The following is a 16,169-nucleotide window of genomic DNA, read 5'->3' on the forward strand; positions in this document are numbered from 1 at the left end:
TCTAATATTATGTAATCTTTCTAAAACTTACTTCACGTAATTCACAAATTCTTTACTCAAACCACTGGTTTCCAGAAGTTGTGCAAGTGCTTTATCCATCTCAAACATTGCTTGATAGCGTTTTATTTTAATTGCTGCCAAATAAAGGTTTGCATCTGCCACATCGGTGGAGTTACTGAATCCTTCCGTAAAAGATTTCTGACGCACACGAACTAATTCCTCGGCAAAACGCACGCTTTTTTCTAAACTTTGTAACTGTTCTTGTTGTTTTTGTATCTCGGTGTAATACTTTTTAACCAAAGTTTGAATGTCTTTTTCTGCTTGAGCCGTTAAAAGTTCTGCACTTTCCTGGATGGATTTGGCTTGTGCTATCCGATTTTTATCCTGAAAGCCATTAAACAAATTCCATTGAAGTCCAACGCCTACGTACCAATTATTAGGCTCGGTAATAGGCAAGTTTTTTTCCAAAATATATTTTTTCCCAACCACAGCCACATCAGGCAAAAAAGCCGATTGTTGCACTTTCGTATTTTGCTTAGCCATTTGCTTTTTCAATCGGGCTTGAACTATGGCAGGGTAATTTTCTTTTGCTTGTTGCTGGTAAAATTCCAATGGCTTAAGCACTCCTACCTCAAACAATTCAGTTGAAAGTTGTGTAAAAACAGTGCCTTGCTCTCCTCCTATCACTCCCCAAAGAGCCGTTTGAGCAAGTTCAAAATCTTTCTGTGAAGCCAAAAGTTCTCTCTCAGCATCAGTAACTGCTCTTTCTGCTTGCATTGTTTCGATTGGAGCAATCATTCCGTTTGCTTCAAGTTTTTGAGCATTGGTATAGTGAGATTTGGCAGATTCCAATGCTTTCTGACGCACCTCAATTGCAGATTGTGCCAATTGTGTTTGGAAATAACGTTCAGCTAACTCTGAAATAAGAGCGTTTTCGGTTTTTTCCAATTCCTCATTGACGATTTCAGCCTTAAAAGAACCTACTTTGTTTGCAGCACGAACCTTTCCCCCTGCATATAACACCCATTTAAGGTCTGCCGTAAATTTGAAAATATCAGGCTCTTGGAATTTATAACTCCAATCTTTCTGAAAATGAGGCATCACAGGAGCGAGCAATTGCCCCAAAATTGGTAACGGAGGTAAACCGGCTATGCTTTGTGTTATCTTATCACGAGCTGGGTTCATATCCAAATACAAAGCATCACTCATATGCAAATAACTCGCACTGAGTCCTACTTGAGGGAAATATAATCCTCTGTACGATTTTTGCTCAAAAATCGATGCTTCTTGTTGTTTTTGAACACCTTTTAGCTTTTGATTTCCTCCATACATTTTATCCAAAGCCTCTGAAAAGGAAAGACTTTGGGCAGAAAGGTTAATCGTTAATAAACCAATGATAATTGTGAAAGAATATTTCATAAAAATGTTTTTGAAAATTCGAGGGCAAAAATAATTTGTGTTTATTTCAAAATTTTTAATATTTATTAAAAAGCTATACGAAATAGTGAAATATCTTTGTAAATCACTTATTTTTAGCCGTTTCTCGGCGAATTACGCTCAAAGTTTGCTGTGTAATTCCCAAGTAAGAAGCAATATGCCCGAGCGAAACCCGTTGCAAAATCCTTGGATGCTGAGTAAGTAAATGCAAATAACGTTCTTCTGCTGTCTGAAATTGCAAACCGTAAATTTTATGATTGAGCATTTGTATGTAATTACTAAACTCTTTAAAAATCAATCTGTTAATTTGAGGAATTGTTTCCGAATAATTTTCTATATCTTCAAAGTTGGCAACTCTTAATACGCTATTGTCCAATATTTCTATATTCTGAAAATGTCTTTCGTGCAGAAAAATATTTTGTGTTGAAAGACAAAACATATCCTCCGAAAAAAAGAAATGAGTAATGTCCTTACCATCTTTCTGATAAAACATTCGTGCCAACCCCTTTTCAAAAAAGAATACTTGTTGCGACTTACATCCTTCTTTAAAAAGAATTGTCCCCTTCTTTACTTCCTGATAATCAAATATTTTATCAATTTCTTCTAAAAGAGGTTTTCCTAATTTTATTTCTTGACGCAAATAGCTAATTAATTCCATTTAAAACAAAAGTTAATTCTCCTTGCAAATATAACAAGGATTTTTTGTTTATCAAATACTAATATTATCTAATTATTTGACAGAATCACAAATTTCCTGAAATAACTAAAACCTTTTCAAAAGCCTTGCGTGCAGAACCTCTAAAATAGACCTCACCACAATACACATAACCCAGTTTTTCAAGTATTCTAAGCATCGGGATATTATCAAAATTAGTATCAATACGTACACTAAACACATTATTTTGAATGCTTACTTTTTCAACTTTTTTAAGAATCTCTTTACCTATTCCTTTGCCTTTAAACGATTTAGCTACAGCCATTCGGTGTACAACTGCATAATCTCCTTGCGTCTTCCATTTTCCTTCAATCACTTCATAAGCAGGCTCTTTATCGAAAATTAAAGCAAAATATGCCACTATTTCCCCTTCGGATTCAATTACATTTCCATATCCTTTTTCAATATCACTCCGTATTGTTTTTTCATTCGGATAACCGTCTTGCCATTGCTGACTTCCCTCTTGTTTACGCATTTCTTTTGCAAACAAAATAATTCCCCAAATTCCTTGTAAATCAGATAGCAAAGCTTTGCGAAATTGATAACTATTTTTCTCCATTTCAAAAATCATAATAAAAAAATTCACCAAAGAAATTCAAACAAATATCCAAATTTCTTCAGTGAATTCATATATTAAAGTTAAATTACATTTACTTGTAATTTACTGATAATCTGCAATAAAATTTATTCTTCTACAGCTACTTTTGATTTTAATGACAATTTTAAAGTAACAAAACCAAGAACACCTGCTACTAACGAAGATATTAAGATAATTAATTTGGCATTATTTATAATCAACTCATTATCAAAAGCTAACAATGTTATAAAAATTGACATTGTAAATCCAATTCCTCCCAGAAGTCCTATACCAAATATAGATTTCCAGTTTAATTCGGAAGGCAACTTACAAAGTCCAAAAGTTACAGCCAAAAATGTCAATAAAAATATCCCTAAAGGCTTGCCCACTATCAAACCAAGCAATATTCCCAAACTGTAATTTTCGGTTAATGTTTCGGTAATGTTTCCGCTAAATAAAATCGCAGTATTAGCCAAAGCAAAAATAGGAAGAATCACAAAGGCAACTGGCTTATGCAGAAAATGTTGCAATACGTACGATGTTGATTTTTCATCTCCATTTCCAAAAGGAATCGCAAAAGCAAGCAACACTCCCGTTATGGTAGCGTGAACTCCTGAATGTAGCATAAAATACCACATAACAACACCACCTATAATATAAGGAATCAAATTCCGAACTTTTAGTCTGTTCAAAACCAATAAACAAGCGAAAATACCCAATGCGATAAAAAGGTTTGATAAGAATAGTTCCTTTGTGTAAAATATAGCAATGATAATAATCGCCCCCAAATCATCAATTACAGCCAATGCCGTCAGAAAAACCTTTAATGACACAGGAACTCTATTTCCTAATAAAGCTAAAATCCCCAAAGCGAAGGCAATATCTGTTGCCATCGGAATTCCTGCTCCTGACTGAGTCTCTGTTCCAAAGTTGAATAAAAGATAAATCCCTGCAGGTAATAAAATTCCTCCTAATGCCCCAAAAATAGGAAGCAAGGCATCTTTGATGTTTGATAATTCACCTTTATATACTTCTCTTTCCAATTCCAAACCAATAAGCAAAAAGAATATTGCCATTAATCCATCATTCACCCAGTGAGCTATGCTATGCCCTTGAAAATAAGTATTCCAAAAACCAAGATACCCCTCTCCAAAAGAGCTATTTGCAACAAGTAACGAAATCGCTGTACAAAAAATAAGCACCACTCCACCTGCTTTTTCACTATTAAAAAATTCTTTAAATAATTTTGTTTGCTTCATCTAATCCTATCTTTTTACTTAAAAATTAAAAATTCAGGGACAAAAATAAGAAAAAACACACCAATAAACAATATTTTAAGAAAAAAATTAACAGTGCAATGCAAAATCTTTAATTTTTTATCAATATAAAAAAGAATATCAACATATCTTGAGAGCAATGATATAGTTAAGGTATAAATTTAAAAACCGATAGATTAAATAAAGCTCCGAGAAAGCAAATTACCAATCACACTCCGCAAATTATCTTCAAAAAGCTTCTAATTTGGTTCAAAATTACTTTTGTAAAAAAATAATTCATCAAAAAGATAAAAAATAAAAACCTAATTATCAAATAATTAAAAAACAAAACACAAAAAAAATGATTTTTTTTTGCCATAGGTATTGCCAGAATGAAAAATTGTTGTACATTTGCAACCGCAATGAAGCAGATGTGACATTGTAAGTTCTAAAAAATGGTCCGTTCGTCTAGGGGTTAGGACGCCAGGTTTTCATCCTGGTAACAGGGGTTCGATTCCCCTACGGACTACAAATTTTCGTAACATAGAATAATAGTTTTGTTTTTAAGGTCCGTTCGTCTAGGGGTTAGGACGCCAGGTTTTCATCCTGGTAACAGGGGTTCGATTCCCCTACGGACTACAAAAGTTTTTTAGATATACATCTATATCTTTTTCAACTAAAAAATAAAGAAAGTATCAAACAATGGCAAACCATAAATCAGCATTAAAGAGAATTAGAAGAAACGAAGCTGCTCGTCTGCGAAATCGTTACCAACACAAAACAGCTCGTAACGCTGTTAGAAAGTTACGTGCATTAGAAAATTTGGATGAAGCTAAAGAGCTTTTCCCAAAAGTTGTTTCAATGATTGACAAGTTAGCTAAGAAAAATATTATTCATAGCAATAAAGCATCAAATTTAAAAAGTAGTTTAGCAAAACATCTGAACAAGTTAGCTAAATAGTCATTTAGGTTTTTAGATTTATTATTATAGCCGAGTTATTTCATAACTTGGCTATATTTTTGTATCTTTTTGTCAAAACTATTCCTAACTACCTTTTTTCTCTTTTTTTTCTCATTTTAAAACTCTATCTTTGGGCTCTCAAAAACACAGATATGTTATATCGGTTACTTATCATAATATTACTAACAGCTTCATATTCTTGTAAAAATAATACAGATACAAGCAAACTACCTAAGGAACATAAGGTAAAGTCCATTGAGTTTGAAGAATTCAGCATTGCGGATATTTCTTCAAATGCACAATCTGATATTAGAAGTTGGAAGTCATTTCAATCTTTGATGCAGGTAATTGTTAGTATGGCTCCTTCAAAAATCAAAAATACCGAAAATCTTGTAAATTCAAATCCAGATTCCTTATTGATTTACAATCGTTTAGCTCCTATTAATACAAAAACCATCTACGAAAATATCACCGTTGAAAGAGACTGGCGTACTCATAACAATCTGAAAGACACTATTTTTCGATTAGAGAAAAAAAAGGATAAAGAAATTTCTTTTATGCAGTGGAATAAATTTCTGGTTAAAAATATCCCCTATACTTTTTCCGTTTTTGCAAAAAATTTGAATTATAATACGGTAACTTTAGGATTTTCTGAAAAGGAAGAAGATTTATATAAGGAAATTTTTGTTCTGGATAGTTCTTATACCGAACATACTAACACAAAGAAAGTCAAGTTACTTGATGATAATTGGAAAGAACTTCAGCTAACATTCGTCCCAAAAAATGAAGGCGTACACGGCATCAAATTATCTTTTGAAGAAGATTCAAAAAATGGAGATAATATTCTTTTTTACCGCCCAACGCTTCAGATTCCGACAAAATATTTCTCAAAAATTGGAGAATATTCTGATAAAATTATCAAGGAACAATCCTCTGTGGAAAGTTCTTACTACACTGTGTTCTTTTGGCTTATGCAAATTGAAGAAGAATTAAAACAACTACTCGCAGAAGATGCTTTCCCTGAAAAAATTGAGGCTCCGGCCATAAAGGCTCGTTTCAGATTGTTTGAAACTCAGGTAAAAGAACTTGCTGATAATGTGAAAAATAATCCTAATTTTCAAAAAGAAGATGTTCAGAAAAGCATCAGGAATATGCAAAATACTTTCAATGACATTATCTTGAGAATTAATAATTTTTATGATAGTGACTTGGAAAATCAAATGCAATACATTAAATCACAACCTGATACAATTCAAAGTATAAACAATAAAAACACAAAATCAACTAATGATAATTTACAAAATCCAGATAATATAATGTAAATTCATCAAATAAAGAAATATGTATAAAATTTATTTAATCAAATACTTATTACAATGAAGACTACAAAAACGTTAACTTTTTTAATCATTGTGGGATTATTATTTTCCTGCAAAACTATCCGAGAACCTCAAGCAGTTGGTGCAATTCCTTCACAGCGTCAATTAGATTGGCATCAGTTGGAATATTATGCCTTTATTCATTTCAATATGAATACTTTTACTGATATGGAATGGGGATTGGGTGATGAAAAACCCGAAAAATTTAATCCAACAAACTTAGATGTAAATCAATGGGTTAGAGTCATTAAAAATGCCGGAATGAAAGGTGTTATCATCACTGCCAAGCACCACGACGGTTTCTGTTTGTGGCCCTCTGCTTATACTGAACATTCTGTAAAAAATTCTCCTTGGAAAAACGGAAAAGGAGATTTATTAAAAGACCTTTCCGAAGCTTGTAAAAAAGCAGGATTGAAATTTGGCGTGTATTTGTCGCCTTGGGATAGATATCACGCAGAATATGGGAGAGAGGAATATGTTACATATTTCCACAACCAACTTCGTGAATTACTAACAAATTACGGAGAAATTTTTGAAGTTTGGTTTGACGGAGCTAACGGAGGTTCAGGTTATTATGGTGGTGCAAATGAAACTCGTAAAATTGACTCTAAAACTTATTATCAATGGGATAAAGTAACTCAAATTGTACGAGAATTACAACCTAATGCTGTTATTTTCGGAGATGGAGGTCCTGATGTTCGCTGGATTGGAAATGAGTACGGCTACGGAACGGAAACTAATTGGGCTTCTTTCAACAATGATAATACTTGGGCTGGGCATTCCAAACGTGAGCATCTGCAAAAAGGAGATGAAGACGGAGATAAGTGGGTTCCTGCGGAAGCTGACGTTTCAATTCGTCCGGGATGGTATTACCACAAACGTGAAGACCATCAAGTGCGTTCATTGGAAGAAGTTGTAGCTATTTATTATAATTCTGTGGGAAGAAATGCCTCTTTATTACTGAATTTACCCGTAGATACCAGAGGATTGGTTCACGAAAATGATATTAAACGCCTAATGGAATTAAAAGCTGTAATCGATGCCGATTTTACTGATAATCTGGTATCTAAAGCAAAAATTAAAGCTTCTAATGTACGAGAAAAACACTCTCTTTTCAAAGTAGAAAACGTAGCTGATGAAGATAACAGCACATATTGGACAACCGATGAAGGTATCAAAACTGCTATGTTGGAATTTTCTTTCGATGAGCCAATAACCTTCAATCGCTTTTTAGTTCAGGAGTATATTCCTTTAGGACAAAGAGTTAAAGAATTCAAACTTGAGTATCAAACAGACGGACAATGGAATAGCATTGACAAACAAACTACCATCGGTTACAAACGCATTTTACGTTTTGAGCCTGTAACCACTTCCAAAGTTCGTTTTACAATCATTGATTCAAAAGATATTCCTATCATTTCAAACATCGGAATTTATAACGCTCCTAACCTACTGGTTGCACCTAAATTCAAACGAACAAAAGACGGTGAAATTTCATTGTCTGCTCCAGAAAAAAACACAGAAATTTTCTATACTTTAGATGGAACAGACCCTACGGAAAATTCTCTAAAATATGAAAAACCATTCTTTTTGAATGAACCAACAACGCTGAAAACCATCGCTTTCGACAGAGTTAGAAACAAATTCAGTGACGTATCAACTCACCAAGTAGATGTTTCAAAAAAACTATGGACTGTAACGGCTGTAAGTTCAGGTGATGTATCAAAAGCGACAAGCATTATTGATGAAAACCAGAATTCTTCGTTTTCAACTCCTCAAGAAGGTGTGAAGCAATCTGTAACAATTAATTTAGGTGAAGTGCTTGAATTAAAAGGATTTACTTACTTACCATCACAAGACAGATGGGCTTCAGGAACTATTAGTCATTACATATTTGAAGTCAGCCTTGATGGTAAAAAATGGACGAAAGCCTCTGAAGGTGAGTTCGGAAACATCAAAAATAATCCTATTGAACAACGAATTCATTTCGATGCGAAAAAAGCTAAATTTATCAGATTAAGTTCTACTGCCGTTGTTGATAATTCAAACAGAGCTACTTTTGCAGAAATAGGAGTACTTACCAAATAAAATGCAATTGCATCAGGAAGTTTAATATCGCTTCCTAAATAATCATACGTAAAGTGGGTGACTTAAAAATCACTCACTTTATTTTTTTTCTAAAAGATTGATTTACGAACACTTGTCAAAATTGTTAAAACCTTTGTTGAAAAGTTATTCTGTTATAGTATGAAAATTAATTTCTATGGTTTTATCTTTGGCAGAAATAAATCATCAAATAGTTTGGAAAAAGAAAAAGATATCGTCCTTATCACGGGTGCTAACGGGATGTTATCCAAAAAGTTAGCAAATTTACTACATCCAGACTATGAAATGCGATTTCTAACGCGAAAAGCACAAAATCCTAATGAGTATCAGTGGGATATTGATAAACAATACTTAGATGTAAAGAGTTTAATTAGAGTAAAACATATTGTGCATTTAGCTGGAGTTTCTATTGCAGAAGGATGTTGGACAGCAACACAACGACAGAGGATAATAAATAGTAGAGTTCAGTCCGCAAAGCTTCTTTTAGAAAAATTAAAAAATGAAGATATCAAACTGAAATCTTTCATAAGTGCTTCGGCAGTAGGGTTCTACGGAACTAAAACAACTAACAACATTTATAAAGAAGACGCCCCTTGCGGAAACGATTTTTTAAGCCGTGTTTGCTCACAATGGGAACAGGCAGCAGATGCTTTTCGTGAAGTAGCAACACAAGTAACGAAGTTACGTTTTGGAGTAATTCTCAGCAAAGAAGGTGGAGCTTTACCTAAAATGCTACACCCCATCAACTTAGGTTTAGGAGCGGTTCTGGGAAATGGTAAACAATATGTACCTTGGGTGGCAATCAATGACGTGTGCCGATTTGTGAAATATGCCATCGAAAATTCGCTTGAAGGAACATACAATGTAGTTGCATCAGAAAGTGTTACGCATCAGGAAATGACACATCTTTTAGCGAAACATCTCGGTAAAAAAATATATTTACCTAACATACCCGCTTTTTTAGTAAAGTGGATTTTTGGAGATGCTTCGGTACTTTTGCTTGAAGGAAGCCGAGTTTCCAATGAAAAAATAAAACAAACAGGATTTGTTTTTGAGTTTGAATCACTCAACACTTTTTTAGAAAAAGAATTAAAACTGAAAGAAAAATAACAATTTTTCAGCAATTGGAAAATTCTGTCAGTAGCGGAAATAAAAACAAAAAAGAAAAAAATAAATCAAATAAAATTAATCAGATAATACTAAAGAACAAATCAATATGAATGAACAAACCAACATATGGTGGCTCAATGAAGAGTCTGAGCAAATCCTCAACAGAGGTTATTTACTAAAGGGAGAAACTGTGGAAGGAGCTATTGACCGCATCACACACGCTGCAGCTCGCAGGCTTTACAAACCTGAGTTACAACCTGCCTTCAAGGAGATGATTACCAAAGGTTGGATTAGTTTCTCTTCCCCCATTTGGGCAAATATGGGAACGGAAAGAGGCTTGCCTATTTCTTGTTTTAATGTCCACGTTCCGGATAGTATTGAAGGAATCACTCACAAATTGGGCGAGGTAATTATGCAAACGAAAATCGGTGGTGGAACTTCAGGTTATTTCGGAGAATTACGAAGCCGTGGTTCGGCAGTAACTGATAACGGAAAATCAAGCGGAGCGGTAAGTTTTATGAAATTGTTTGATTCTGCTATGGATGTTGTATCACAAGGAGGTGTGCGTCGTGGGGCATTTGCGGCGTATTTGGACATTGACCACCCTGATGCTGAGGAATTTCTTCAAATAAAAGACGTAGGATTTCCTATACAAAATCTTTTCTTCGGTTTGTGTGTTCCTGATTATTGGATACAAGAAATGATTGATGGCGATATTGAAAAACGTAAACTTTGGGCGAGGGTTCTGGAAAGTCGTCAGCAAAAAGGATTACCTTATATTTTCTTTACCGATAACGTAAATCGCAAGCGTCCGCAAGTATATAAAGACAAAAATATGGTGATTCGTTCAAGCAATTTATGTAGCGAGATTATGCTTCCGTCAGGAGTTGATGAATCGTTCATTTGTTGTTTGTCTTCAATGAACTTGGAGTTATTTGATGAATGGAAGGATACAAAAGCCGTAAAGTTAGCTATTTTCTTCTTAGATGCGGTTCTTTCTGAATTTATTGAAAAGACTAAAGATAATTACTATTTGCAATCGGCTCGTAATTTTGCTATTCGTCATAGAGCTTTAGGATTGGGAGTTTTAGGGTACCATTCTTATTTACAGAAAAATATGATTCCGTTTGAGAGTTTTGAGGCAACACAATTCAATGCAAGAGCCTTCAAACATATCCGCGAAGAAGCCGACAAAGCTACTCAAGAGTTAGCTCATATCTATGGCGAACCCGAACTTTTAAAAGGTTACGGACGCAGAAATACCACAACAATGGCTATTGCTCCAACCACCTCAAGTTCAGCTATTTTAGGACAAGTTTCCCCCGGAATTGAACCGTATTCAAGCAACTATTATAAAGTAGGTTTGGCAAAAGGAAATTTTATGCGTAAAAATAAATATCTGACACAACTTTTGGAAGAAAAAGGCATAAACAATGAAGATACTTGGCGAAGCATCCGCCTCAATGACGGTTCGGTACAGCATTTGGCAGAACTTACGCAACACGAGAAGAATGTATTTAAAACATTCAAAGAGATTTCCCCAATGGAAATCATAACGCAAGCTGCACAACGTCAAGCTTATATTGACCAAACACAAAGTTTAAATTTGAATATTCCGTCAATAATGCCTATCAAAGATGTTAATAAAGTAATGATTGAGGCTTGGAAATTAGGAGTAAAAACTCTGTACTACCAACGTAGTCAATCCGTTGCAAAAGAAATGATAATGAATTTCGTGAATTGTAGCAGTTGCGAAGCCTAATCAAAAAAACAGAGATTTGGAAAATCAAATCTCTGTTTTTTATTTTACTTTTGTCGGAAATACACATCTATCGGAACTCCGTTAAAATTAAAATTCTCTCTCAATTTATTTTCAATAAATCGTTTATAAGGTTCTTTAACGTACTGAGGCAAGTTAGCAAAAAACACAAATTGAGGCATTGGCGTAGGCAACTGCATACAGTATTTGATTTTGATATACTTACCTTTTATTGCCGGTGGCGGATAATTCTCTATAATAGGTAACATAACCTCATTAAGTTTGTGTGTGGCAACACGTTTTGAACGATTTTTGTAAACCTCAACAGCGGTTTCTATGGCTTTGTAAATACGTTGCTTATTGAGTGCCGACACAAATATAATTGGGACATCGGTAAACGGAGCTATTTCCTTGCGAATCAAGGCTTCATATTCTTTAGTAGTGTTATTTCCTTTTTCAACCAAATCCCATTTATTAACCAAAATTACAATTCCTTTTCGGTTTCTTTCAGCAAGCCAAAATATATTGCTATCCTGTCCTTCAAATCCGCGAGTTGCATCAATCATTAAAATACAAACATCAGAATGCTCAATAGCTCTGATTGAACGCATTACGGAATAAAACTCCAAATCCTCCTTAACTTTTGATTTTCTGCGGATTCCTGCCGTATCAACCAAATTAAATTCAAATCCGAAACGATTGTATTTAGTATCAATGGCATCGCGTGTTGTTCCCGCAATGTTGGTTACAATGTATCGGTCTTCTCCTATCAAAGCATTTATAAATGAGGACTTTCCGGCATTGGGGCGCCCCACTACTGCAAAGCGAGGAAGTTCTTCTTCTTGCTTGTTTTCACGTTCGGGTAATACTTTAACCAAATCATCCAGAAGCTCACCACTTCCGCTTCCGTTAATGCTCGAAAGTGTGTAAAGATTTTCAAATCCGAAAGCGTAAAACTCCTGTGCATCAGCAATACGATTGTTACTATCTACCTTATTTACAGCAAGAAATATCGGTTTTTTAGAACGTCGGAGTAAATCAGCTACGGTTTCATCCATACCCGTTACCCCATCTTCCACATTTACCATAAAGATGATGGCATCAGCTTCCTCAATGGCTAAATTAACCTGATTATCTATTTCTTTTTCAAAAATATCATCACTTCCCACAACATAACCTCCCGTATCAATAACCGAGAATTCAACTCCATTCCAGTCTGTTTTTCCGTAGTGGCGGTCACGAGTAACTCCGCTCACGGCATCAACAATCGCCTCACGGCGTTTTATAAGTCGATTAAAAAAGGTCGATTTCCCAACATTAGGGCGACCCACAATAGCTACAATAGCACTCATAATTTCTTAATTTTGTGGGCAAAGATAGTTATTTTTAAATGAATATCGAAACGTTTTGGCAAATACACACTAATAAACCGTATTAACTTCCGGTAATTCATACTTTCCTAAAACCTCATCATTAGGCACATCGCTCATCTCAAAGGTTAATACACCTCCTTTAAGGATATCTTTATGCCTGATATAAAGCTTTTTGTAAGGTTCTCCATTCAAATATATTGCCTTTATGTATTTATTTTGTTCAGAAAAATTATTGGCTTTGATTTCAAATGTTTTGCCTTCTGCCAATTGAATTTTAGCTTGCTTAAAATACGGGTTTCCAAATAAATATACACCCTGTGCAGGATTTACAGGATAAAAACCTAAGGAAGAGAAAACAAACCAAGCCGACATCTGTCCGCAGTCCTCATTGCCACAATGTCCGTCAGGCTTATTCTTGTACTGGCTTTTCAAAATTCGTTGCGTAATTTCTTGCGTTTTTGATGGTTTTACCACATAATTGTACAAAAATCCAACGTGGTGACTTGGTTCATTTCCGTGTGCATATTGCCCTATCATTCCGGTACTGAAAATCGGGAGTTTATCTTCAGGAAGCGGATAATATGTAAACATCGAATCCAATTTTTGTTCAAAACGCTCCTTCCCTCCTATTCTCCTTACCAATGCAGGAATATTTTGAGGCACAAACCAGAAATAATGCCACGCATTACTTTCGCAAAAATAAGGAGTATATTCCTTTGGAATAAAATGACTTACGAACTTACCTTCACTATCTTTCGGACGAAGAAAAGTTGATTTCTCATCATAATGATTTCCCCAACTTTCAGAGCGTTTTAAAAAATATTCATAATCAGAGGTCTTTCCTAAAGCTTTGGCAAACATCGCGATACACCAATCTCCGTAGGCATATTCTACCGTTTTGGAAACCGACCAATTTTCGTGATGCCCATCGGTGGGGACATAACCTAATTTTTTGTACAAATCTATCTGACGTTCATCAACCATTGCACTTTCCTTACAAGCTTTGTATGCCAATTCCGGATTCATAGAAAAACCTTTAAAATACGCATCAACCACCACAGGAACAGCGTGATAGCCTATCATCATATTGGTTTCGTTTCCTTGCATTGACCAAACGGGAAGCCTACCTGTTTCTTGATAATGTGCCAAAAGCGATTGAATGAAATCATTTGTGCGTTCAGGTTGTGTAATGGTAAAAAGCGGATGTGTGGCACGAAATGTATCCCAGAGTGAAAAAGTATCATAACGTCGGAAGCCTTCTGCTTTTCTTATTTGATTATCAGCACCTTTATAGTTTCCGTTAGGGTCGCTCAAAAGGGTAGGACATAGCATTGATTGATACAGCATTGTATAGAAAATCGTCTTCTTGTCGCGGTCATCGGATACGATTCGCACCTTTTGCAATTCTTTTTCCCAAGCTTCGTTGGCTTGCTTACGATACTTATCAAAATCAAAATCATCCGTTTCCGCCTTCATTGAAGCATACGCTCCTTCCAAATTAGCAGTAGAAAGTGCTGTTTTTATGACAATTTGTTCGTTCTCTTCCGTATTGTATAACAGTTCCACCCGCGTATTCTTTCCCGTTGTAGGGTTGGTAGTTTTTTTCTCGTCATTGAAAAGAACATAACCCGAAAAAGGCTTTGAAAACTCCATCACAAAATAAATCCGTTGGTCTTTTGCCCAACCTGTGGACTTGCGATAGCCTTCAATAGTTGTATTATTCACTACATTAATATGCGTATCGGTGGGAGCGTCCCAATTCATTGCAAAACCCAAATCGATATTAATTTTCGTATACTCGTCTTTCGGGAATGTATAGCGATGAATTCCAACACGTTCCGTTGAAGTTAGCTCAGCTTTAATTCCGTAACTGAGTAAATCTACCGTGTAATATCCGGCAGTAGCGTCTTCTCTGTCGTGGCTAAATTTTGAAAACGGCTTGTATGAATTTTCTTTAATACGTTCGCTAAATCGGCTATTGGTAGGCATTACTAAGATGTCATACAAATCGCCCGCTCCCGTACCCGAAAGATGAGTATGCGAAAAACCGGTGATAATACTATCTTGATAAAAATAACCTGCAATTCTGTCCCAACCGGGTATCCCAATATCAGGGCTAAGTTGCACCATCCCGAAAGGAACCGTAGCACCCGGATACGTATTGCCCGGACCATCTGTACCAATAAACGGATTGACAAAATCAGTTAGTTTTTCGTCAGGAATGATTTCAGTAGATTGGTTTTCTGTACGCTGACAGGAAATAAATAGAATTACAAAAAGAAAGAAAACAGTTCTCATAATGTTATTTTTATGTAACAAAGGAAGTAAAAAAGATTCATATTTCAAAATATAATTCATTCAAAAAATTACAGGTTTTGCCCTTTTCCCACACAAAAAAAGCTACCCATTTTTCAAGGTAGCTTTTCTTCAAACATCTTAAATTTATTATGAAAATCAGTAATTTACTGTCCTAAAATATAAGCAAAAATCAGCGGAGCCACAATCGTTGCATCAGATTCAACTATGAACTTAGGCGTATTGACATCCAGTTTCCCCCACGTGATTTTTTCGTTCGGAACGGCACCTGAGTACGAACCGTAACTGGTTGTAGAATCCGAAATTTGGCAGAAATACGCCCAGAAAGGTACATCTGTCCACTCTAAATCTTGGTACATCATCGGAACGACGCAAATTGGAAAATCTCCTGCAATACCACCACCAATCTGGAAGAAACCTACGCCTTTTCCTCCGGAATTAGCTCTGTACCATTCCGTTAAATAGACCATATATTCAATTCCCGATTTCACTGTCGATGCTTTCAAATTTCCTTTGATAACATTGGAAGCAAAAATATTCCCCGTAGTGGAATCTTCCCAACCCGGACACACAATCGGAAGGTTCTTTTCTGCAGCTGCTACAATCCAAGAGTTTTTCGGGTCGATTTCATAATACTGCTCCAACACGCCTGAATTTACCACTTGGTATAAAAACTCGTGCGGGAAATAACGCTCCCCATTCTTTTCGGCTTTATGCCAAACCTCTTCCAAATGTTTTTGCAAACGGCGGAAAGCTTCCTCTTCCGGAATACACGTATCCGTTACGCGGTTATAATGATTTTCAAGGAGTTCCCACTCGTCTTGAGGCGTAAGGTCACGATAATTCGGTACGCGTTTGTAGTGCGAATGTGCCACAAGGTTCATCACGTCTTCCTCAAGGTTTGCCCCCGTACAAGAGATGATGTCCACTTTCCCCTGACGAATCATTTCTGCCAATGAAATCCCAAGCTCGGCGGTACTCATCGCTCCGGCAAGCGAAACTAACATTTTTCCGCCTTCCAAAAGATGCGTTTCATAACCTTTTGCCGCATCTACTAGTGCAGCAGCATTGAAATGCAGGAAATTCTTTTCTATAAACTGTGAAATAGGTCCTTTATTCATTTCTTATCTATTTTTACTATTTAATTTTGATGCAAAGATACACTTTTTTACATATAACAT

At 35.5% G+C, this 16,169-nt stretch carries 12 protein-coding genes and 2 tRNA genes; 7 read left to right on the forward strand and 7 right to left on the reverse strand.

The annotated features are described in order from the left end of the window. Window positions 1-27: 27 nt before the first annotated feature. The 4 genes from GN105_RS08480 to nhaA all read right to left on the reverse strand — a co-directional run bounded on the left by GN105_RS08480 (window position 28) and on the right by nhaA (window position 3,988). Window positions 28-1,419, reverse strand: coding sequence for a TolC family protein (locus GN105_RS08480; protein WP_155284979.1), 1,392 nt, complete (start codon window positions 1,417-1,419; stop codon window positions 28-30). A 103-nt stretch (window positions 1,420-1,522) separates the two neighbouring features. Next, the gene (locus GN105_RS08485) at window positions 1,523-2,095 is read right to left on the reverse strand and encodes a Crp/Fnr family transcriptional regulator (protein WP_155284980.1); all 573 of its coding nucleotides are present in this window, start codon (window positions 2,093-2,095) and stop codon (window positions 1,523-1,525) included. An 85-nt stretch (window positions 2,096-2,180) separates the two neighbouring features. Further along, entirely contained in the window at window positions 2,181-2,723 is a 543-nt protein-coding gene (locus GN105_RS08490) for a GNAT family N-acetyltransferase (RefSeq protein ID WP_227977346.1), read from the reverse strand. A 113-nt stretch (window positions 2,724-2,836) separates the two neighbouring features. Next, window positions 2,837-3,988, reverse strand: coding sequence for a Na+/H+ antiporter NhaA (nhaA, locus tag GN105_RS08495; protein ID WP_155284981.1), 1,152 nt, complete (start codon window positions 3,986-3,988; stop codon window positions 2,837-2,839). Between the two features lie 454 nt (window positions 3,989-4,442). Between nhaA and GN105_RS08500 the strand changes: the two genes are divergently transcribed. From GN105_RS08500 to GN105_RS08530, 7 genes are all read left to right on the forward strand, one after another. Beyond that, window positions 4,443-4,514, forward strand: a tRNA-Glu gene (locus tag GN105_RS08500). Between the two features lie 38 nt (window positions 4,515-4,552). Beyond that, window positions 4,553-4,624, forward strand: a tRNA-Glu gene (locus tag GN105_RS08505). Window positions 4,625-4,687: 63 nt separating this feature from the next. Next, entirely contained in the window at window positions 4,688-4,945 is a 258-nt protein-coding gene (rpsT, locus tag GN105_RS08510) for a 30S ribosomal protein S20 (protein WP_041990149.1), read from the forward strand. A gap of 152 nt (window positions 4,946-5,097) precedes the next feature. Continuing rightward, window positions 5,098-6,267: a hypothetical protein gene (locus GN105_RS08515; protein ID WP_155284982.1), complete on the forward strand. Its 1,170-nt coding sequence runs from the start codon at window positions 5,098-5,100 to the stop codon at window positions 6,265-6,267. 54 nt (window positions 6,268-6,321) lie between these two features. After that, the gene (locus GN105_RS08520; protein ID WP_155284983.1) at window positions 6,322-8,412 is read left to right on the forward strand and encodes an alpha-L-fucosidase; all 2,091 of its coding nucleotides are present in this window, start codon (window positions 6,322-6,324) and stop codon (window positions 8,410-8,412) included. A 159-nt stretch (window positions 8,413-8,571) separates the two neighbouring features. Further along, the gene (locus GN105_RS08525) at window positions 8,572-9,540 is read left to right on the forward strand and encodes a TIGR01777 family oxidoreductase (RefSeq protein ID WP_155284984.1); all 969 of its coding nucleotides are present in this window, start codon (window positions 8,572-8,574) and stop codon (window positions 9,538-9,540) included. 100 nt (window positions 9,541-9,640) lie between these two features. Then, entirely contained in the window at window positions 9,641-11,302 is a 1,662-nt protein-coding gene (locus tag GN105_RS08530) for a ribonucleoside-diphosphate reductase subunit alpha (RefSeq protein ID WP_306452385.1), read from the forward strand. A gap of 44 nt (window positions 11,303-11,346) precedes the next feature. Here the strand turns inward: GN105_RS08530 and der are convergent, their stop codons facing one another. From der to GN105_RS08545, 3 genes are all read right to left on the reverse strand, one after another. Then, a complete protein-coding gene (gene der, locus GN105_RS08535) occupies window positions 11,347-12,651 on the reverse strand; it encodes a ribosome biogenesis GTPase Der (RefSeq protein ID WP_155284986.1) in 1,305 nt (434 codons plus the stop codon). A gap of 69 nt (window positions 12,652-12,720) precedes the next feature. Further along, the gene (locus GN105_RS08540) at window positions 12,721-14,970 is read right to left on the reverse strand and encodes a GH92 family glycosyl hydrolase (RefSeq protein ID WP_155284987.1); all 2,250 of its coding nucleotides are present in this window, start codon (window positions 14,968-14,970) and stop codon (window positions 12,721-12,723) included. A 164-nt stretch (window positions 14,971-15,134) separates the two neighbouring features. Beyond that, entirely contained in the window at window positions 15,135-16,109 is a 975-nt protein-coding gene (locus GN105_RS08545; RefSeq protein WP_155284988.1) for a deoxyhypusine synthase family protein, read from the reverse strand. Window positions 16,110-16,169: the final 60 nt, after the last annotated feature.

The organism is Capnocytophaga felis, from assembly GCF_009684755.1.
Lineage (GTDB): Bacteria > Bacteroidota > Bacteroidia > Flavobacteriales > Flavobacteriaceae > Capnocytophaga > Capnocytophaga felis.